The 18,786-nt window shown below is 71.5% G+C and carries 16 protein-coding genes and 1 tRNA gene; 11 read left to right on the top strand and 6 right to left on the bottom strand.

The genetic code is table 11. The annotated features are described in order from the left end of the window. Positions 1-96 precede the first annotated feature (96 nt). Both ACIRR9_RS17455 and ACIRR9_RS17450 read right to left on the bottom strand, forming a co-directional pair. The gene (locus tag ACIRR9_RS17455) at positions 97-597 is read right to left on the bottom strand and encodes a heme-degrading domain-containing protein (protein WP_403752103.1); all 501 of its coding nucleotides are present in this window, start codon (positions 595-597) and stop codon (positions 97-99) included. Further along, positions 597-1,679: a Gfo/Idh/MocA family oxidoreductase gene (locus ACIRR9_RS17450; RefSeq protein ID WP_403752100.1), complete on the bottom strand. Its 1,083-nt coding sequence runs from the start codon at positions 1,677-1,679 to the stop codon at positions 597-599. Before ACIRR9_RS17450 ends, ACIRR9_RS17455 begins: the two co-directional genes overlap by 1 nt. A 48-nt stretch (positions 1,680-1,727) precedes the next feature. Between ACIRR9_RS17450 and ACIRR9_RS17445 the strand changes: the two genes are divergently transcribed. The 7 genes from ACIRR9_RS17445 to ACIRR9_RS17415 all read left to right on the top strand — a co-directional run bounded on the left by ACIRR9_RS17445 (position 1,728) and on the right by ACIRR9_RS17415 (position 9,450). Then, positions 1,728-2,837 (top strand): ROK family protein, encoded by a 1,110-nt coding sequence (locus ACIRR9_RS17445; protein ID WP_403752097.1) that lies wholly within the window; start codon positions 1,728-1,730, stop codon positions 2,835-2,837. A gap of 309 nt (positions 2,838-3,146) precedes the next feature. Continuing rightward, positions 3,147-4,139: a hypothetical protein gene (locus tag ACIRR9_RS17440; RefSeq protein WP_403752094.1), complete on the top strand. Its 993-nt coding sequence runs from the start codon at positions 3,147-3,149 to the stop codon at positions 4,137-4,139. Between the two features lie 148 nt (positions 4,140-4,287). Then, positions 4,288-5,067, top strand: coding sequence for an HAD-IIA family hydrolase (locus ACIRR9_RS17435; protein WP_123976709.1), 780 nt, complete (start codon positions 4,288-4,290; stop codon positions 5,065-5,067). A gap of 118 nt (positions 5,068-5,185) precedes the next feature. Continuing rightward, the gene (locus ACIRR9_RS17430; protein WP_403752091.1) at positions 5,186-5,734 is read left to right on the top strand and encodes a hypothetical protein; all 549 of its coding nucleotides are present in this window, start codon (positions 5,186-5,188) and stop codon (positions 5,732-5,734) included. Positions 5,735-5,748: 14 nt separating this feature from the next. After that, complete coding sequence (locus tag ACIRR9_RS17425; protein ID WP_403752088.1) at positions 5,749-6,417, top strand: class F sortase; 669 nt, start codon at positions 5,749-5,751, stop codon at positions 6,415-6,417. 100 nt (positions 6,418-6,517) lie between these two features. Beyond that, positions 6,518-8,080, top strand: coding sequence for an LPXTG cell wall anchor domain-containing protein (locus ACIRR9_RS17420; RefSeq protein WP_403752085.1), 1,563 nt, complete (start codon positions 6,518-6,520; stop codon positions 8,078-8,080). Between the two features lie 341 nt (positions 8,081-8,421). Continuing rightward, the gene (locus ACIRR9_RS17415) at positions 8,422-9,450 is read left to right on the top strand and encodes a glycoside hydrolase family 6 protein (RefSeq protein ID WP_403752082.1); all 1,029 of its coding nucleotides are present in this window, start codon (positions 8,422-8,424) and stop codon (positions 9,448-9,450) included. On the opposite strand, the gene ACIRR9_RS17410 is transcribed toward ACIRR9_RS17415, so the two are convergent. Then, positions 9,347-10,324 carry an EamA family transporter gene (locus tag ACIRR9_RS17410; protein WP_403752079.1) on the bottom strand — a complete coding sequence of 326 codons (978 nt, stop codon included), beginning with the start codon at positions 10,322-10,324 and terminating at the stop codon, positions 9,347-9,349. The genes ACIRR9_RS17415 and ACIRR9_RS17410 overlap by 104 nt on opposite strands. Before the next feature lie 40 nt (positions 10,325-10,364). On the opposite strand from ACIRR9_RS17410, the gene ACIRR9_RS17405 reads away from it, so the two are divergent. After that, positions 10,365-10,886 carry a MarR family winged helix-turn-helix transcriptional regulator gene (locus tag ACIRR9_RS17405; RefSeq protein WP_403752076.1) on the top strand — a complete coding sequence of 174 codons (522 nt, stop codon included), beginning with the start codon at positions 10,365-10,367 and terminating at the stop codon, positions 10,884-10,886. 7 nt (positions 10,887-10,893) lie between these two features. Here the strand turns inward: ACIRR9_RS17405 and ACIRR9_RS17400 are convergent, their stop codons facing one another. The 3 genes from ACIRR9_RS17400 to ACIRR9_RS17390 form a co-directional block, all read right to left on the bottom strand. Next, a complete protein-coding gene (locus tag ACIRR9_RS17400) occupies positions 10,894-12,831 on the bottom strand; it encodes a galactose oxidase-like domain-containing protein (RefSeq protein ID WP_403752073.1) in 1,938 nt (645 codons plus the stop codon). Beyond that, positions 12,828-14,807 carry a glycosyltransferase family 2 protein gene (locus ACIRR9_RS17395; protein WP_403752070.1) on the bottom strand — a complete coding sequence of 660 codons (1,980 nt, stop codon included), beginning with the start codon at positions 14,805-14,807 and terminating at the stop codon, positions 12,828-12,830. Before ACIRR9_RS17395 ends, ACIRR9_RS17400 begins: the two co-directional genes overlap by 4 nt. A 427-nt stretch (positions 14,808-15,234) precedes the next feature. Then, positions 15,235-15,308: transfer RNA gene (locus tag ACIRR9_RS17390), tRNA-Lys, on the bottom strand. Positions 15,309-15,494: 186 nt separating this feature from the next. Here ACIRR9_RS17390 and ACIRR9_RS17385 point away from each other — a divergent pair. From ACIRR9_RS17385 to ACIRR9_RS17375, 3 genes are all read left to right on the top strand, one after another. Then, positions 15,495-16,796, top strand: coding sequence for a peptidoglycan-binding protein (locus ACIRR9_RS17385; protein ID WP_403752067.1), 1,302 nt, complete (start codon positions 15,495-15,497; stop codon positions 16,794-16,796). A gap of 94 nt (positions 16,797-16,890) precedes the next feature. Continuing rightward, on the top strand, positions 16,891-18,027 hold the full coding sequence (locus ACIRR9_RS17380; protein ID WP_403752064.1) for an SPFH domain-containing protein: 1,137 nt from the start codon (positions 16,891-16,893) through the stop codon (positions 18,025-18,027). Positions 18,028-18,141: 114 nt separating this feature from the next. Then, positions 18,142-18,747 (top strand): lytic polysaccharide monooxygenase, encoded by a 606-nt coding sequence (locus ACIRR9_RS17375; protein ID WP_403752061.1) that lies wholly within the window; start codon positions 18,142-18,144, stop codon positions 18,745-18,747. Positions 18,748-18,786 lie beyond the last annotated feature (39 nt).

The following is an 18,786-nucleotide window of genomic DNA, read 5'->3' as shown; positions in this document are numbered from 1 at the left end:
GTGCGGCGTCGCCGTGGTTGCTCGCGCAGTTCCTCCCCCAGCCTTCGGCCGGGGGTACCCCCAACGCCCCTGACGGGGCGCTCCAGGGAGGGGCGTCTACAGCTTCAGGAAGTTCTCCAGGGCCTCCACCACGAAGCGGTGGTCCTGGAGTTGGGGTAGGCCGGAGACTGTCACCGAGCCGATCACGCCCACGTTCTCCACGTTGATCGGGAACGAGCCGCCGTGTGCCGCGTAGGTGTCCGGGTCCAGGCGGGACGACTCCTCGAAGGACGTGCCCTTCGCCCGGAAACGGGCCCCCACCAGGTACGAAGCCGCGCCGTACCGCTCCACCACCCGGCGCTTGCGCTCGATCCACGCGTCGTTGTCGGGGGTCGAGCCGGGCAGGGCCGCGTGGAAGAGCTGCTGGCCCGCGCGGTGGATGTCGATGGCCACCGGGGCCTGGCGCTCCCTTGCCATCTCCACCAGCAGGGAGCCCAGCGCCCACGCGTCGTCGTTGGTGAACTGCCTGAAGACCAGGCGATGTTCCTGCTTCTCCAACTCCTCCACCGACGGGGTGAGTTCGGGAGTGGACCGCGGGGTGATCTGCGGGTGGTGCATCAGAGGGTCACCGTCACCTTGTCTCGCGCCGAGCGGCGGGCTGCTTCCAGTACGTCCAGGGCGGCGGCCGCCTCCAGGGCGGTCACCGGGTTGGGACCCTCGCCCCGCAGGGCCGCGGCCACGGCCGTGTAGTACGCGGGGTAGTCGCCGGGGACAGTGGGGACGATACGGCCGCCGCCGGTGACCGGGGACTCTCCCGCGCCGATACGGCCGTACAGGGACTCCGGTTCGGCACCCCAGCCGTCCGAGGTGCCCGGGCGCTCGCCCTCGCGCAGCGCCGCCTCCTGCGGGTCCAGGCCGTACTTGACGTAGCCGGCCTTCGAGCCCAGCACCCGGAAACGCGGGCCGAGCTGGGCCGTCGTCGCCGAGACGTAGAGGTGGGAGCGGACGCCGTTCGCGTGGGTGACGGCGATGAACGTGTCGTCGTCGGTCTCCGCGCCGTCGCGGCGGATCACGGACTCGGCGTACACCTCGGTGGCCGGGCCGAAGAGGACCAGGGCCTGGTCGACGACATGGCTGCCGAGGTCGTAGAGGAGACCTCCGATCTCTGCCGGGTCGCCGGACTCGCGCCAGCCGCCCTTGGGCTGCGGGCGCCAGCGTTCGAAGCGGGACTCGAAGCGCCAGGCGTCACCGAGCTCACCCTCCGCCAGCAGCTTGCGCAGGGTCAGGAAGTCGTTGTCCCAGCGGCGGTTCTGGAAGACCGAGAGCAGCAGGCCGTGCTCCTCGGCGAGGGCGGCCAGCTCGCGCGCCTCGGCGGCGGTGCCGGCGACCGGCTTGTCCACCACGACCGGCAGGCCCGCCTTCAGCGCGGTCGTCGCCAGCGGGACGTGCGTCCTGTTCGGGGACGCGATGACGATCAGGTCGAGTTCGGCGGTCCGGTCGAACAGCTCGTCGGGGGTGGCGGCCGTCCGGACGTCCGGGAACTCGGCCTTCGCCTGCGCCTGCCGCTCGGGGTTCGAGGTGACCACCGTGTCCAGGGCGAGGCCCTCGGTGGCGGCGATCAGGGGTGCGTGGAAGACGGATCCGGCGAGGCCGTAGCCGATGAGGCCGACGCGGAGGGGAGTGGCAGCTGTGCGGGTCATGGGTTCCACTTTCGCAACGCTGTTGCCAAAGTGCAAGTGGCAGGGAGAATGGGTGGCGTGAACAGGACGAGGAGCGGGCCGGGCGCGGCCGGAGCGAATCTGCTCGCCGTGCGCAGTCACAACACCGCGCTGGTGCTGGATCTGCTGCGGACGGCGGGGAGCGAGGGCATCAGCCGGCTCGAACTGGCCGAGCGGACCGGCCTGACCCCGCAGGCGGTCAGCAAGATCACCGCCCGGCTGCGGGAGGAGGGCCTCGCGGCGGAGGCCGGGCGGCGCGCGTCCACGGGGGGCAAGCCGGCCACCGTGCTGCGGCTGGTGCCGGAAGCCGGGCACGCGGTGGGCGTGCACCTCGACCGGGACGAACTGCGGGCGGTGCTCGTCGATCTGGACGGCAGGGTCGTGGCGGAGCGGCGCGCCGAGCTGGACCTGGGGGCGGGCGCGGCGGCCGTGGTGGGGGCGGTCGCGGAGCTGGTGGGGGAGTTGCGCGGGGAGACGGACGTCCTCGGCGTCGGGGTCGCGCTGCCCGGGCCGCTCGATCACATCCACGGTGTGCTGCACCGGGTCACCGGGTTCCCCGAGTGGGACGGCTTCCCGCTGCGGGACGCCCTCGCGGAGCGGCTCGGGGTGCCGGTCGTCGTCGACAAGGACACCAACGCGGCCGCCCTCGGCCTCGCCGTCGGCGGCGAGGCCGGGTCCTTCGCCTATCTGCACCTCGGTACGGGGCTCGGCGCCGGTCTGGTGATCGGCGACAGCGTGCACCGGGGGGCGCGGACCGGGGCGGGGGAGTTCGGGCACCAGGTCATCCAGCTGGACGGGCCCCCGTGCCACTGCGGCAACCGGGGCTGCGTCGAGGCGCTGTGCCTGGCGGCGGTGGGCCGGGGGGACGGGGGCGAGGCGGCGCGTGTCCTTGGCGCCGGGGCCGCGAACATCGCCGGGCTGCTCGACATCGACCTCGTGCTGCTCGGCGGCCGTACGGTCGCGGCCGCCCCGGAGACCTTCGTGCGGGGCGTCGCCGCCGTCCTCGACGGACGCGCCCGTCGCGAGGGCGGCCTCGGCACGATCGTCCCCGTCCGCCTCGCCCCCGGCGGCGACCGCGCCGTCGCGGAGGGTGCGGCCCAACTGCTCCTCGCCCCGCTGTTCGGACGGGCGGACGGCTGACCGAGCCGAGGCGGCAGACGGCTGACCGAGCCGAGCTGAGACGCGAGGGTCGCCCGGGCCGAGCTGGGACGCAGGGGCCGGCCGGGCCGAGCTGGGACGCGGCGGCTGACCGGGCCGAGCTGGGACGCGGGGGCCGGGCCGAGCCGGGAGCGGGGGTCGACGCGGGGGTCGGCCGAGCCGAGCCGGGAGCGGGGGTCGGCGCGGGGGTCGGCCGGGCCGAGCCGGTAGAGGGCTGATCGAGCGGAGTCGGGGCGTTCCGCGGAGTGGCGGCCTGCCGGCCCGGGTCGGGCGCGGCAGGATCACATGACCATGCGACTGAGCACGTCCCTGTCCCTCTGCGTGGCCGTGGCCGCAGCCGCCGTCCTCGCCCCCGTGCCGGCGGCGACCGCCCTGACCGCCGTCGAGGCGTCCTGCGCGGGCGCCGACGAGCAGGGCTTCCCGCTCACCACCCGCATCCACGACGGCACCTCGGTCTACGACCCCGGCGGCGGCTTCGGCACCTGGTACCTCGACCTCACCAACACCACGCGCCGCACCTGCACCGACATCCACCCGGTCGTCGTCCTCGTCGACGACAAACGCGTCCTCAAGGCCTCCCAGACCGAGCTGGAGTTCTACGACGGCCCCCACACCCGCCCGGTCCGGCTGGAGCCGACCGACCAGTCCGAGCTGGTCGGCGTGTTCGACGGGAACGACTTCCCCGGGTTCAGCCTGGCACCGGGGGCGACCGTGTCGGTGAAGGTCAGACTCACCGTCACCTCCGACGCCGTCACCCCGAACGCCGTCACCGTCAACGCGGCCGCCGTACAGCGGCACGGGTCGGACGGGGCCTGGGTGGGGGAGTCGAACGACTACCGGTTCGGCATCGGCGACGACCCGCCACCGGCCCCGAGCGCCACCCCCACACCCTCCGCGACCCCCGCCACTCCCGCGGCCCCTGCCACCCCGGCCGCTCCCGCCACGGCCACCGACGCCGACACCGACACCACGACGGCCACCGCCGCCGTCCCCGCCACCGATTCGGCCGACTCGGACGCAACCCCGGGGAGCAGTCCGGGAAGCGGTTCCGGGAGGAGCTCCGGAACCGGCCCGGTGACCGGCCCGGTGACCGGGCCGGGCGACGCCCCCAACGCCTCCCCCGGCAGCGGCCTGCCCTTCGCCGAGGAGGCCGAGGAGGCCGGCGAACGCGCCCGCGAACTGGCCCGCACCGGCGTCGGCCTGGCCCACGGGCTGTTCACGGCCGCGCTCGCGCTCGTCACCGTAGGAGCGGGCGCGTTCCTGGTGGCGCGCAGACGGCGCTGAGCCGTACCTCAACTGCCTGGTGAGACGGGCATTCCCGGGCGATCCCGCGTGTGTCTAGGCTGGGGGGCGTCGGTACGCCGTGGTTCCGGCGCCCCCAGCTCACGCATGACCGCACGTACGCCATCCGCACGCCAGGAGACGCACCAACATGGCAGACCGCAAGCCCATCGAGTCGTGGCTCACCGACATGGACGGCGTCCTCATCCACGAGGGTGTGCCGATCCCCGGAGCGGACGCCTTCCTGAAGAAGCTGCGGGAGTCCGGGCGGCCGTTCCTGGTGCTCACCAACAACTCCATCTACACCGCCCGTGACCTGCACGCACGGCTGCGGCGGATGGGTCTCGACGTGCCGGTGGACAACATCTGGACGTCCGCGCTGGCCACCGCCCAGTTCCTGGACGACCAGCGGCCCGGCGGCAGCGCCTATGTCATCGGCGAGGCCGGCCTGACCACCGCGCTGCACGACATCGGGTACATCCTCACCGACCACGAGCCCGACTTCGTGATCCTCGGCGAGACCCGCACCTATTCGTTCGAGGCGCTGACCAAGGCCGTGCGCCTGATCAACGACGGTGCCCGGTTCATCGCCACCAACCCCGACAACGTCGGTCCGTCCACCGAGGGCGACCTCCCCGCCACCGGCTCGGTCGCCGCGCTGATCACCGCCGCGACCGGCAAGAAGCCGTACTTCGTCGGCAAGCCGAACCCGCTGATGATGCGGGCGGGCCTCAACGCGATCGGCGCCCACTCGGAGACCTCCGCGATGATCGGCGACCGGATGGACACCGACGTCCTCGCGGGTCTGGAGGCCGGGATGCGCACCTTCCTGGTGCTGTCCGGGGTCACCCAGCCCGACCAGGTCGACCGCTACCCCTTCCGTCCCTCCCAGGTCGTCGACTCGATCGCGGACCTCGTCGACCTCATCTGAATCCGCTCCGGCCGGCCGGGTACGAAACCTGACCTCACCCGTACGGAGCAATACGGCGCCTCCCGAGGATGCGGGGGCGCCCGGTGCGGGGGAGCCTCCAGATATCTGGAGGTTCACGATGGGCTCAATTCGCCTCACTCTCTGTACAGGACTCCTGGGCTGCGCCGCCGCCCTCGCCCCGGCGGCCGCCCAGGCGGCGGACGGCCGAGGGGTCACCGTGACCCCGGCTGCCCCGGCCCCCGGCTCCGAGGTGGCGCTGCGGGTGGGCGGCTGTTCCGGTACCACCGGCAACGCCGTCTCCACGGCCTTCGTCTCGGACGCCCGCCTCAGCGGCTCCGACGGCACGCTGGCCGGCGAGACCCGGGTCCGCTCCACGGCCGGCGCCGGCTCCTACGCCGTGAAGGTCAGCTGCGCCGGCTCCGTGGTCACCGGCACCATCACCGTCGTGGCACAGCAGGGCGGGCAGCTGGACGCGCCCGACGCCCTGCTGTCCTCGCCGGTCGCGCCCGTGCACGCGGGCGGCGGGGGCACCGCCCCGCTCGCCTCGGCGGACTCCCGGGCCTCCGGCCCCGACACCGCGCAGGCCGTGACCGGACTTCTCCTCGCCGGGTTCGCCGCGGCCGCCGTCGGGCTGCTGGGCGCCCGTCGGAGCCGCGGCCCGCGCTGAGGAGCGGCACCACCATGTCCGACGACACCGAACCCGCCGCCGGCGACGGACGGCTGCTGACCGGCGTGGCCTGGGCGATCCTGCTGCTCGGGCTGTGGCTGTGGGGCCGCGGGGTGACCGAGGCACCCGACGGTATGTCCGGGCCCACCACGGGCGACGTGGCCGCCGTCGGCCGCCCCGCCGGCGCCGAACTCCCGCCCGCCGCCAAGCCGTTGAACTCGGCCCTGCCCGAGCGCATCGACATCCCGGACCTGAGCGTGCAGGCCCCCGTGGTCGCTCGCGGCCTCGACCGGGAGGGCGGGATCGACCCGCCGCCCTTCGACCAGCCCGGCGTGGTCGGCTGGTACGGCTCCGGAACCGAACCGGGGGCCGCCGGCACCGCGCTCCTCGTCGGGCACGTCGACACCGAGACCCGGCCCGCCGTCTTCTACAAGCTCAGCGCCCTGCACCCGGGGGAGACGATCCGCGTGGTCCGCGCCGACGGCACGGTCGCCGAGTTCACCGTCGACGATGTGCAGGTCCTGCCCCGCGACCACTTCGACGCCCAACAGGCCTACGGCACACGGGAGTCGGGCCGCGCCGAACTCCGCCTGATCACCTGCGGCGGCACCTTCGACCGGACGGCCCACCGCTACACGGCGAACGTGGTCGTCTCGGCGTACCTCACGGGCGGCGGGCTGTAGATACCCGCGGCGGCCACTCGAACTCCAGGACAACCCTTGGTGTCTGTGAGGTGTCTGAGTGGCTGGCGGAGCGAAGTGCGCTCCGCGGGGAGGGGCAAGAATGATCAACCGCCGACGCAAGGCGGGGGCGGTACTGGCCGCCTTCGCCGCCGCCGTCGCCGTATGGCTGCCCGCCACGTCCGCGCAGGCCGCGGGCGGGCCCGTGGTGCACATCTTCGTGGTGAACGACAACATCGGGGTGCCGGTGCCGACCCAGGATCCGCCGCAGATCAGCTGGGGCCTGGACAACGACGGGCCGGGCGCCGCGAAGGACGTCACGGTCAAGCTCGACTTCAGCCAGGTCAAGGACTGGGTCACCGTCAACGGGAAGACGGTCGACACCTACACGGCGCCCGCGCTCGGCGACGTCCACGAGGGCAACAACGGAGGCGGCTTCGTGGACCTGCGGGCGAAGGACGGCACCCCGCTGGGCACCAAGGGCACGGTGACCCTCAGCGGCACCTCGTCGAACGGCACCGTGGTCTCCAAGACCGTCGAAGTGACAGCGGGCGACGTGGAGTTGAAGGTCAACAAGCTCGCCGACCGCAAGGGCGACAAGCCCGGTTCCACCATCGAGTCCCCGCTCACCATCAGCAACACCGGCTCCCTGCCCGCGAACGGCGTCCAGCTCCAGGTGCTCACCACCCCCGGCCTCTCCTACGCGGACAGGTTCTCCAACTGCTCCTACTCCACGGCCTCCGGTGACTTGTACGGCACCACCCAGCAGGCGTTGTGCACCTTCGACACGACCGTCGAGCCGGGCAAGAGCTACCGGCTGGACCAGCCGCTCAAGCTGGACGTGAGCAAGCAGGCCCTGTACGAGTACATCCGCCGCGAGGCCCTGCCCGTGAAGGACGCCAAGGCGCCGTCCGGGAGCGGCCCGAAGCTCTCCCTCGTGGCCGCCGGAGCCGCGGACACCGGTGGCGTGGAGCTCGGCAGGCAGTACGTCATGGTCGACAACACGGCGGACATGGCCGCGGGCGGCGACACCGCCGCGGGCGCGCCGGGCGACCTGGTGCACGTGGACCTCACGCTGAGCAACGAGGGCCCGGCCCGGATGGCCAACGACGTCGGCGACGACCAGCCCGCGCTGCTGTTCACCGTCCCCACCGGGACCAAGGCCGTGGAGATCGCCGACCGGTGCCGGGTGTGGAACCCGGAGTCTCAGTCGAGCACCGGGGAGCGGACGCCGGGCGCCCCGCAGTACATCTGCTTCCCCGAGCCGAACCAGTTCGAGGTGGGGGATACCCGGACCTTCCGGTTCGGCCTGGAGATCCGCAAGGGCGCGAAGACCACCACTGGTGAGGTCCGGGCGACGACGTCGTACGACACCGCCCTGGAGTTCGACCACGACCACGCCAACAACACCGCGGCGGTCAAGGTCGAGGTCGAGGGCAGTGACAGCGGCTCCGCCACCGCCACGGCCACCCCGTCGGCGTCCGCCACCGCCAAGACCGACGGCAACGGCGTCGGGACCCAGACGGTCGCCACCGCCGACGACTCCACCGGCTCCCTCGCCAGCACGGGAAGCAGCGGCATGCTGCCCGTCGCCGCCACGGTGGGCGCGGGCGCGCTGCTGCTCGGCGGCGCTCTGGTGTTCGTGGTCAGGCGCCGCAAGGCCTGACCGGAGGTCCGGCCGGGGCTCGCCGGCCCGGCCCGGTCGGCGGCCCGCTCCCCCTGAGGCCGCCGACCCGGCTGGTCCTCAACCGCGCGCGCTCGGGCTGCGGGAGTAACCCGGCGACCGGCGCGGGAGGCTGGGAAGGCGGGCCCGAGGGGGAGAGCCGCCTGCAAGCGACTGTAGAGGGGAACGGGCGCCCGGGCCTAGGTTCCGGTCCCGCCAAGCATCCACCGCGCCCGTCAACTCCGGCTGTAACAGGTCACCGACAAGGCTTGCGTGACCTCGTGGCGAGTGCGGTGGGTATGTCACGATTGGGGCCTGACCCAGTACACCCAGGGGGGAATTGGATGTACGACAGCAGGGGGGTCCGGTCGGCGGCCTGCGCGTGGGCGCTGGGAGCGGCCTTACTGGTCGCGGGGTGTTCCTCCGGAGGCGGCGGGGACGGTGACAAGCCGTCCGCGAGCCCGGACAGGGCGCTCATCCAGCAGCCCAAGGAGGCCGACCCGTTCTGGGTGAACCCCGACTCCAACGCGGCCCGCCAGGTCAAGGCCTACGCGAAGGCCGGCAAGGACGCCGACGCCGAGCGGATCCGCAGGATAGCGGCACAGCCCACCGGCGAGTGGATCGGCCCGGAGAACCCGGAGCAGGAGGCGCGCGGCTTCACCGAGGCCGCCCAGAAGTCCGACCGCACCGCCCTGCTGGTCCTCTACAACATCCCGCACCGCGACTGCGGCCAGTACAGCCAGGGCGGCGCGGCCGACGGCGACGCGTACCGGGCATGGATCGACGGGGTCGCCCGAGGTATCCAGGACCGTCCCGCGACCGTCGTCCTCGAACCGGACGCCGTACTCCACCTCGTCGACGGCTGTACGCAGGCCCGGTTCGCCGAGGAGCGCTACGACCTGCTGCGCGGCGCGATCGCCAAGCTCAAGTCCCTGAAGAACACCAAGGTCTACCTGGACGCGGGCAACGCCGGCTGGGGTCACCCCGACCAGATCTACCAGCCGCTCCAGCAGGCGGGCGTCGCGCAGGCCGACGGCTTCGCGGTGAACGTCTCCAACTTCTACTCCACCCAGGACTCCATCGCCTACGGCAAGCAGTTGTCGCAGAAGGTGGGCGGCAAGCACTTAGTGATCGACACGAGCCGGAACGGCAACGGCCCGTACAGCGGTGGGAATCCGGAAGAGCGGTGGTGCAATCCGCCGGGGCGGGCGCTGGGGGAGACGCCGACCACGAAGACGGCGGATCCGCTGGTGGACGCCTATCTGTGGGTCAAGCGCCCGGGGGAGTCGGACGGGACGTGCAAGGGCGGGCCGCAGGCGGGGGACTGGTGGCCGGCCTACGCCCTGAAACTGGCCGGGGCGTCAACCTCCTGAGGAATGACGGCCGTTGTCCGGGCCGGCCCGCGCGGGCGGGCCGGCCCAGGGTGACGCCCGCCAGGACGAGCAGCAGCCCGAGCAGCTGCCGGCCCGTCAGCACCTCTCCGGCGACCACCGTGCCGAGCAGTACGCCGGTCAGGGGGTTGAGGAGTCCGATCAGTCCGACCGTCCCCGCGGGCAGGTGCCGCAGCCCGGTGAACCAGGCGACGAAGGCCAGCGCGGTGGCGACCAGGGCCACGTAGACGAACGCGAGGAGCGCGGTCGGGGAGAGTGCGGGGGGCGGCCCTTCCACCGCCGCGGCGACCGGGAGCAGGAAGAGACCTCCGGCGGTGAGCTGCCAGGCGGTCGAGGCGAGTACGTCGGTACCGGCGTTCCACCGCTTGGCCAGGATGTGGCCGAAGGACGACACGAGCATGGCGGCGGCCGAGGCGAGGACTCCCGGCATGCTGACGTCCTCGGCCCCCGTGAGCAGCATGAGGCAGACCCCGCCGAGTCCGATCGCGGCGCCGGCCAGGTGGGCGGTCCGGGGCCGCTCGGAGACCAGCGGCCAGGCCATCAGCGTCATCGTCAGGGGGGACACCGCCATGACGGTCGAGGCGACGCTCGTCGCAAGCAGCTGGGAGGCGGTGTAGACGAGGACGAAGAACACGCTCATGTTGAGCAGCCCGAGGACCGCGGACCGCCACCACCACGCACCGCGCGGCCGCTGTCTGCACAGGGCCAGCAGGACGAGGCCGGCGGGCAGCGCCCGCAGGGCGGCCCCGTACAGCGGGGTGTCGGCCGGCAGGAACTCGTGTGTGACGTAGTAGTTGGCTCCCCAGGCCACCGGCGCGACGGCGGTCAGTGCCACCCAGCGTGCGTTAGCTTCCATGGAAGGCAATATAGCTTCCCGGGAAGCTATTATGGAATGCATGGAGCACGGCGAACCGATGGACCACGTGGCCCGCATCCAGGCCGACTGGCGCCGCGAGCGGCCCGACATCGACGTCACCCCGCAGGGGGTGATCGGCCGGCTGCACCGCCTGGCGGGCCGGCTGACCGGGGAACTCTGCCTCGTCTACGACCGCCACGGCCTGAGCGAGGGCGAGTTCGACGTGCTGTGCGCCCTGCGCCGCGCCGGGGAGCCCTACGAGCGGGCACCCGGCGAGCTCGCCGCGCACACCATGGTCACCACCGGCGCGATGACGAAGCGGATCGACCGCCTGGAGCGGGCCGGCCTCGTCACCCGCCGCCGTTCCGACGACGACCAGCGCGGCCGGATCGTCGCCCTCACCGGACCCGGACGCGAACTGATCGACCGCGCGTTCACCGACCACATGCGCAACGAGCGCCGCCTGCTGGACGCGCTGACCCCCGCCGAGGCCGAGACGCTCGAAACACTGCTCACGACCTGGCTGTCCCGCGTGGAGGACACCCCCTGGGACACCCCGTAGGGCACCCCTAGGGCACCTTCACCCACTGCGCCTTGCTCGGCGTCCCCTGGTCGTCGTCGACGAACAGCATGTACCAGCCCGACTGCACCAGGTTCCGGTTCTTCGGCATGGTCACCGTGATCCGGTTCCCCGACGTCGTGAAGTCCAGCGCGATGCTGCGCTGGTCCACGTCCGTCACATGGGTCGTCGCGCTGGGCCGGATCAGCCGCACCTTCTTGATCGTCGAGGCGTGCTGGGACGTGAACGTCCCCGAACCGCCCCGGGCGATGGTCTGCGGACCGCCACTCAGGGACGGCCGTGAGTCCCGGTACAGATAGGGCGGGGTGTAGATCTCGATCCGCTGCTCGAAGACGCCCGGCCTGGTGTTCGCCCTGTCCGCGTAGAGCGGGTTGGACCCGAAGAACATGACCCGGCCGTCCGGCAGCAGGATCGACCCGGAGTGGTAGTTCCGCCCCACGAGCGGATCGGCCACCCGCTTGAAGGAGTTGGCTCCGGGGTCGTAGAGCCGTGCCTGCAGGATGTCGGAGTCGCTGCGGCCCCGGTAGTCCTCGGAGCCGCCCGACACCAGCACGGTGTCGTCCGGCAGCACCGAGATCTGCGGATACCGGGTGCCCTTCTCCAGCGAGGGCCCGTCCGTGAACCTCGGGTCGGCGTCCTTGAGGTCGATCAGCCGGGTCTTCTTCGTCGACAGCTCGGACTCGCCGACCCCGCCGCCGCCGACCACCAGGTACTTCTCGTCCTGCGCCGGAGGCAGCAGCACGGTCCCGGACGTCTCCAGCATGTTCGGGTCGCTCAGCCCGGGGAGTTTCGTGAACCGGTTGGTGTCCACGTCCCAGATCCCGGGGTCACGGCCCACGTCGTCCGGCCCGTACCCGGCGTTGGAACCCGAGTAGAAGAGCTTGCCGTTCTGCAGGAGGAACAGCGCGGGATAGGTCGGGAACTGGCGCTTGTACTTCGTGTACGTCCAGGTCTTCGTCGCCGGGTCGAAGACCTCGTTCTTCCCGGGGACCAACTGCCCGATGTCGTCGAGACCCGAGACGCTGAGCACCTTTCCGTCGGACAGGGTGGTGAGCGTCGGATACCAGCGGGCCTCGTTCATCGGGTCGACCTTGATGTACTTCTCGGCGACCGGATCGAATTCGTACGCGTTCTTGATGCCCTCGAAGTCCCGCTTGTCGAGGCCGAGTTTGTTGGCGATGCCGTAGGTGTTGCGGGCGTCGGCGCCGGTCAGTCCCTCGATGCTGTAGTTGTCCTGGGTGCCGGTCTCGTACTTCGTGCCCTGCTCGGGCGCCTCCACGATCACCCGCGCGTAACCGGGGTTGTTCCGCAGGAACCTGCCGGTGCTCTTGTCGAAGACCTTCGTCGCGCGCGGGATCAGCGCGGAGTCGTCGGAGACGAAGGTCTTGCCGTTCTGCTTGCCGGTGAACCTCGTGCCCTTGGGCAGGGTCATCGGTTTGTCGGGGTTCTCGTTGTAGAGGATCATGACGCCGCCGGCCTTCTTGACGTCGCCCTTGAGCTTCTCGTACTGCTTGGTGCCGCCGGCGATCAGGATGTTGCCGTCGGCGAGCTGGGTGTGCCCGGTGCAGAACAGATCGGCCGGGGTGGGGACCTTCTTGACCGTGCCCTTGACGGGGTCCCAGATCCGGCTGTCGTAGATCTTCGCGTCGAAGTTGTCCTGGTTGTTGCCCGAGCCCGCGACCAGCAGCACCTTCCCGGTGTGCAGGAGTACCGCGTGGATGGTGTCCTGGCGGTACTCCTTCGGGAACTCGATGACGTCCCAGTGGCCGTTCTCGGCCTTGTACTCGGGTCTGTTGATCTTGTACTGGTGGTACTGCTCGGTCCCGAAGCGGTAGACCCACGGCCCGTTCATCCCGGCCAGGACGAGAACCACCGCCGTGCCGATCGCGAGACGACGAGCCCGGCGGCGGCCGGCACTCTCGTTCATTCCTTACGACCCCCCAGCCCGCCGAGCGCGATCCGCATGGTCTGTTCGGTGTTCGTGCCGGTGGGCGGTGTCCAGGCCGGCCGCTGCTGCGGCGCGTGTCCCGCGGGCAGGTATCCGGCCGGCACCGCGTCCTCCGGCTCGGCCGCCGCCACGGGTGCCCCGCGCTCCTTGCGCAGCGTGTACTGCCAGGCGAAGATCGGCGCGGCCGTGATCAGCAGCGCCAGCGAGGCCCAGGTGAGCATCGCCGGCTGCGAGTGGCCGTTCAGGAAGCCGGAGACGAGCGAACCGCCGAAGACGACGATGAAGAACCAGTGGATCCGGAACGTCCCGAAGGCGGTGTCGGGGCTGGCCGACTCGCCCTTCGGCGTGACCACGAACCTGCTCCTGCGGCGCAGTACCGCGTCCATGAGCGAACGGGCGTAGACGGGTGCGGAGAGGGCCGACATCACCATGCCGGCCACTCCGCCCGAACCCTCCGGCTCGTGCGGGGAGACGTTGTGCCGGCGGTTCCAGATGTAGAGGCCGATCTGGAGCGCGGAGGCGTTGCCGTAGAGCATCAGCCACACGGTCGGGTCGATGTTCACACCCGAGGCACCCAGGCCCAGGAACAGCGCGCAACTCAGCGCCGCCAGGATCCAGTTGAGGGCGGACATCGGGTAGAAGATGATCATCATGGTGTAGTTGAAGAGCTTGCCGGGACCCAGGCTGAACAGGCCCTTCCAGTACTGCTTGAGGATCGTCTCGTAGGTCCCCCGGGACCAGCGCAGCTGCTGGGTGAAGAAGTCGGTCCAGGAGTTCGGGCCCTCGCCGACCGCGAGCACGTCCGGGGTGTAGACCGAGCGCCACTTCCGGCCCGTCGCCGGGTTCTTGGCGCGGTGCATCTCGAAGCCGGTCGCCATGTCCTCGGTGATCGAGTCGTACAGGCCGCCGATCTGCCTGATCGCCCTGATGCGTACGGCGTTGGAGGTGCCGACGAACATGGGGGCGCCGTAGCGGTTGCCGGCGCGCTGGATCAGGGCGTGGAAGAGGAACTGCTGGGACTCGGCGGCCTTGGTGACGAACGTGTCGTAGTTGCCGTACACCTGCGGGCCGATGACGAAGCCGACGTCCGGGTCGCGGAAGTAGCCCAGCATCCGCTCCAGGTAGTTGGGGAGCGGGACGTGGTCGGTGTCGACGGAGGCGAAGAAGTCGTACTCGTCGCCGTGCGCCTCCAGCCAGGCGTTGTAGTTGCCGTGCTTGGTCTTGGCGCGGTGCGGGCCCTTGGGGCGGTTCCACTTCTCGACGCCCTTGCGGCTGAAGTGGTGCACGCCCAGGCGGGCGCAGACCGCCTTCACCTCCGCGTCGTCGCCCTCGTCGAGCAGCCAGACGTGCAGCAGCCCGCGGTGGCGGAGCCGGACGGCCGCCTCCAGGGTCCGGGTGACCATGTCGAGGGGTTCCTTGCCGGGCACGAACGTGGTGATGAAGGCGACCCGGGTGCCGGTCTCGGGGACCACCGGGACCGGGTCGCGGGCGACCAGGGTGGCGTGCGCGTTCGACAGCACGTTCATGCAGCGGAAGAACTCGATCAGGCCGATCGACACCAGCATCACGATGTCGAGGGCCGGCAGGAAGTCGTAGGCCGGGTAGTCCCGCTGGGTCCAGTGCTCGGGCTGCAGCAGCCAGGTCAGCAGCACCAGCGAGAGCAGCGGGGCCGCGCCCAGCATCAGCGCGGCGCGCACGCGGTGCGGCTCCTGGGAGAGCAGCGAGCGGTACTGCACCTGGTACGGCCTGCTCGGATCGGGCTGGGTGAGGGGGCCCGCGAGCCGGCTGTAGTGCTCGTAGTCGTATCTCGGCAGCGTCTTCTTGATCCGGCGCAGGGCGCCGGTGGTGCTTCGGTGCGCGGGCACCCGGAGCTGTGTGGTCCGTGACGGATCGTATGTCTGTGCCGGGTCGTATTCCTGTTCGTGCCGGGCGGCGCCCGTCGGCGTCGACGTCATGAGTCTTCCCCCCCACACGCGCAGACCGGCGCGTGTCTGTCGGTCCCACCGCCCGATCCGATCCCCCTCGACCCTCTCGGGCGCGTCAATGGCGGGGCACGGTCGTCCCACAGAAAATGGACACGGACCGTGACCGTCCGGTTGCATGATGCCCCCCTCGGCACCGATTCATGACGGGGCCCCTCTCCCCGCAGATCTGGCAACCGGGGTTATCTACCCCCCAAGTGCCCGGAATCACCGGCACTTCGGACAACCAGGGTTCTACGGTGTTCAGCATGATCGCAAGGTGCGAAACGCGCTGTTTACCGGTCATACGCGTTCAACGTGGAGCGTGTGGGGATTGTGTGGACCGGCCGTGTCGGTTGTTGACAGAAGAGGGCGCACGCCAGCAGGCCCCCCGCTGCTGCGGAGGGCCTGCTGCTGTCTGTGCGCCGCCAGGGACTCGAACCCCGGACCCGCTGATTAAGAGTCAGCTGCTCTAACCAACTGAGCTAGCGGCGCCTGCTGACATCGAGAACTCTACCCGACCCGCGACGGTGCTCCCGACCACCGGCCACCGGGGTGACCTCTGTCCGCCTCCTGCCGTACATCATTCGCACCGTCAGCATGCGCACCGGGATGACAGTTGGGAAACTTGTTAATGTGCACAATCCCGGACATACCAACAAAAAATATGAGGGGAGTCGCATGCCGGCCCCGGTATTCGAGGAATTCGACCCCGCGAACGACTGCGAATGCCCCGGATGCGTCCACTGGCGGCGGGTGGGCCCGTACCCGCTGCCCGGCCGCTTCGGCGGGCACCCGGCCGCCCGGAGCGTCCTGGTCGTGGCCGCCGCCGCGTCCGCCGCCCTCGCCGCGGGCGCCCCGACCGCCGCCGCCCACGGCACCCCGCCCGCGCCCCACCGGCCCGGGGTCCCCGGCGACGGCGAGCCCAGCACCCCGCAGGGCGCCAAGTCCCCCCTGCACGGCCAGGGCGGCACGCCCGTGCAGGGTCCGGTCCAGACGCCCCCGACCACCCGCACGGAGATCATCAACCGAGCCAAGACCTGGGTCGCCGCCCAGGTGCCGTACAGCATGTCCCTCTACTGGACGGACGGATACCGGCAGGACTGCTCCGGCTATGTCTCGATGGCCTGGAAGCTGACCGGGAACGAGTGGACCGGCAGCCTCGACCAGTTCGGCACGAAGATCACCAAGGAGGAGCTCCAGCCCGGCGACATGCTGCTCTTCCACAACCCGGCCGATCCCGAGAAGGGCTCCCACGTCGTGCTCTTCGGCGGCTGGACGGACTACACGCACACCTATTACACGGCGTACGAGCAGACACCCCCGCACGCCCGCCGCCAGTCCACGCCCTACGCCTACTGGAGCAACTCCGCCAAGTACGTCCCCTACCGCTACAAGGGCCTGGTCGCGGACCCGGGCGCGGCGGGCGCCGAGGCCGGGAAGGCGGCGGGGCCGTACCCGGGGGCGGCCTACTTCGGTCCCGGCGCCGACAACAAGTACGTCTCCCTCCTCGGCCGGATGCTGGTCGCCCGGGGTGCCGACGGCTACTACGCCAAGGGGCCGGGGCCGGTCTGGGGCACCGCGGACCAGCGTGCGACCCAGGCCTTCCAGCGGGCCCAGGGCTGGACCGGTGCTGCCGCCGACGGCCTGCCGGGCCCGGGCACCTGGGAACTCCTCGCCACCGGCAAGGGCAAGAACATCAAGCCCGCCGTCACGGGCACGACCACCCCCGCCTCGCACGGGGTCCCGGGTTACCCGGGCAAGAACCACTTCCGCCCCGGCGCGACCAACGACTACGTCGCCCGGCTCGGCAGGCGGCTGGTCGAGAAGGGCTTCGGCCGCTTCTACCCCAAGGGCCCGGACGCGGTCTGGGACGAGGCGGACCGCCGGGCCGTCGAGGCGTTCCAGCGCACCCAAGGCTGGCGCGGCGGCGCGGCCGACGGCTACCCGGGGCCGGAGACCTGGCGCCGGCTGTTCCTGTGACGACCCCGACGATCACCTGAGTCACCTGAGTCACCTGAGTCACCCGAGTCATCTGAATCACCTGAGGCATCTGGCGCGGAGGCTGGAGGCAGGCATGAGTACGACCACCGCACACACCCCTGATTCGGACGAGCCCCCGGACGGCGGGACGCCCGTCCGCCCGGCCCCCCGGCTGATCCACAACGAGACCACCACCGAGATCCCCGTCCATCTGCTGTTCCGCGACGACCCCGACCCGGTGTCGGTGCCGCTGCGGCCCGCCGTCGTCGCCCGCCGGCAGGGCACCGGCGAACAGCCCCGGCTGCGCCGCCCGGTCATGACCAAGCCCCGTCCGGCCGCCGCCGTCGACCCCGCACTGGTGGAGCGCCCCGCCGGGGTGCTGCCCGGCGTGGCCGGGGTGGCCGCCGGGCTCGGCGGGGTGGCGGGCGGCCTCGCCGCCACCTGGTGGGCGGGGGCACTGCCGCCGCTCGTGGCACATGCGCTGTATCTGCCGGCGTACGCGGGCGCGGGGGCGGGATTCGGCCCGGCGCAGTGGGCCGCGTGCGCCGGAGCGGGCGCGCTCTGCCTGTTCGGCTTCGGGGGGCTCGCGCGCGGGGTGACCGGACAGGCCCGGGTGCTCGGCCTGTTCGGCCGTTATCGGGGGACGGTACGGCGCACCGGCCTGGTCTGGATCAACCCGCTGCTGTTCCGGCGCCGGGTCGACGTCCGGCTGCGGCACTGGCGCAGCGAGGAGATGCCGGCGGCGGACGGCAACGGGGTCGCGCTCAGGGTCGTCGTCCTGGTGGTGTGGCGGGTGCGGGACACCGCGCGGGCGGTGCTCGGTGTCGAGGACCACGAGACGTATCTGCGCGAGTGCGTGGAGGCCGCGCTCGCCCGGGTGCCGGTGGAGCCGGCGGGTACGGCCCGGGGTTCGGTCGAGGTGGCGGCGGACGCGCTGAGCCGGCTGGTCTCGGCGGACGCGGCCGGGATCGGTCTGGAGGTGTTCTCCGTGCGGCCGGTCCGGGTGGAGTACGCGCCGGAGGTCGCCCCGGCCATGCAGCGCCGCCGGATCGCCGCGCTGGACGCCCGGCAGCGGGCCGGGATGCTCGCGGGCGTCGTGGACTCGGTCGAGGACACGGTGACCCGGCTGACCATGCGCGGCCTGGTCGAACTCGACGACTACGAACGCAAGGTGCTGGTGCGGGATCTGACGGTGGCGTTCTGCTCGGGGCGCGTCGAGTCCCTGCCGTGAGGAGACGGGCCGTGGCATTGGTATGGACATGTTCAACAGTCGGCAATAATCTGAAACTTGGTCTAGACCTGCACGGCTCACTGAACCTCCCCCACGTTCTCCAGGAGCGGCAGCATGCGTAAACGGACCAAGGTGTCGGCCGTCGTACTCGGCGTGGCGACCGCCGGAGCCTTCGCGCTCTCCACCGGCGGCGCCAGCGGACACGGCTACACGGACCTCCCCATCAGTCGGCAGAAGCTCTGTGCCAACGGCACGGTGGCCAACTGCGGCGACATCCAGTACGAGCCGCAGAGCGTCGAGGGCCCCAAGGGCTTCCCGGCCTCCGGCCCCGCCGACGGCCAGATCTGCAACGGCGGGCTGAGCCGGTTCGCCCAGCTCAGCTCGCCGACCACACCGTCGGGCGGCGCCTGGCCGACGACGAAGGTGACGGGTGGCCAGTCGTACACGTTCCGCTGGCAGTTCACGGCGATGCACGCCACGACCGACTTCAAGTACTACGTCACCAAGCAGGGCTGGAACCAGAACCACGCCCTCGCCCGTTCGGACCTCAACGCCACACCGTTCCTCACCGTCCCCTACAACGGCCAGCGCCCGCCGGCCACCCTCAGCCACAGCGGCACCCTGCCGTCGGGGCTGAGCGGTCACCAGGTGATCGTGGCGGTCTGGACGATCGCCGACACGGGCAACGCGTTCTACGCCTGCTCGGACGTCACGTTCTGACCGGGGTCGTTCGACAGCTGGGTAACACCGGGTCGATCT

It is taken from the genome of Streptomyces sp. NPDC101234, assembly GCF_044767525.1.
GTDB lineage: Bacteria > Actinomycetota > Actinomycetes > Streptomycetales > Streptomycetaceae > Streptomyces > Streptomyces sasae.
This window is presented reverse-complemented; position numbering and strand designations above follow the sequence as displayed.

Coding starts and splice junctions, on each gene's coding strand:
- ACIRR9_RS17455 (WP_403752103.1), bottom strand. CDS start 597: ATGCACCACCCGCAGATCACCCCGCGGTCCACTCCCGAACTCACCCCG.
- ACIRR9_RS17450 (WP_403752100.1), bottom strand. CDS start 1,679: ATGACCCGCACAGCTGCCACTCCCCTCCGCGTCGGCCTCATCGGCTAC.
- ACIRR9_RS17445 (WP_403752097.1), top strand. CDS start 1,728: ATGGGTGGCGTGAACAGGACGAGGAGCGGGCCGGGCGCGGCCGGAGCG.
- ACIRR9_RS17440 (WP_403752094.1), top strand. CDS start 3,147: ATGCGACTGAGCACGTCCCTGTCCCTCTGCGTGGCCGTGGCCGCAGCC.
- ACIRR9_RS17435 (WP_123976709.1), top strand. CDS start 4,288: ATGGCAGACCGCAAGCCCATCGAGTCGTGGCTCACCGACATGGACGGC.
- ACIRR9_RS17430 (WP_403752091.1), top strand. CDS start 5,186: ATGGGCTCAATTCGCCTCACTCTCTGTACAGGACTCCTGGGCTGCGCC.
- ACIRR9_RS17425 (WP_403752088.1), top strand. CDS start 5,749: ATGTCCGACGACACCGAACCCGCCGCCGGCGACGGACGGCTGCTGACC.
- ACIRR9_RS17420 (WP_403752085.1), top strand. CDS start 6,518: ATGATCAACCGCCGACGCAAGGCGGGGGCGGTACTGGCCGCCTTCGCC.
- ACIRR9_RS17415 (WP_403752082.1), top strand. CDS start 8,422: ATGTACGACAGCAGGGGGGTCCGGTCGGCGGCCTGCGCGTGGGCGCTG.
- ACIRR9_RS17410 (WP_403752079.1), bottom strand. CDS start 10,324: ATGGAAGCTAACGCACGCTGGGTGGCACTGACCGCCGTCGCGCCGGTG.
- ACIRR9_RS17405 (WP_403752076.1), top strand. CDS start 10,365: ATGGAGCACGGCGAACCGATGGACCACGTGGCCCGCATCCAGGCCGAC.
- ACIRR9_RS17400 (WP_403752073.1), bottom strand. CDS start 12,831: ATGAACGAGAGTGCCGGCCGCCGCCGGGCTCGTCGTCTCGCGATCGGC.
- ACIRR9_RS17395 (WP_403752070.1), bottom strand. CDS start 14,807: ATGACGTCGACGCCGACGGGCGCCGCCCGGCACGAACAGGAATACGAC.
- ACIRR9_RS17385 (WP_403752067.1), top strand. CDS start 15,495: ATGCCGGCCCCGGTATTCGAGGAATTCGACCCCGCGAACGACTGCGAA.
- ACIRR9_RS17380 (WP_403752064.1), top strand. CDS start 16,891: ATGAGTACGACCACCGCACACACCCCTGATTCGGACGAGCCCCCGGAC.
- ACIRR9_RS17375 (WP_403752061.1), top strand. CDS start 18,142: ATGCGTAAACGGACCAAGGTGTCGGCCGTCGTACTCGGCGTGGCGACC.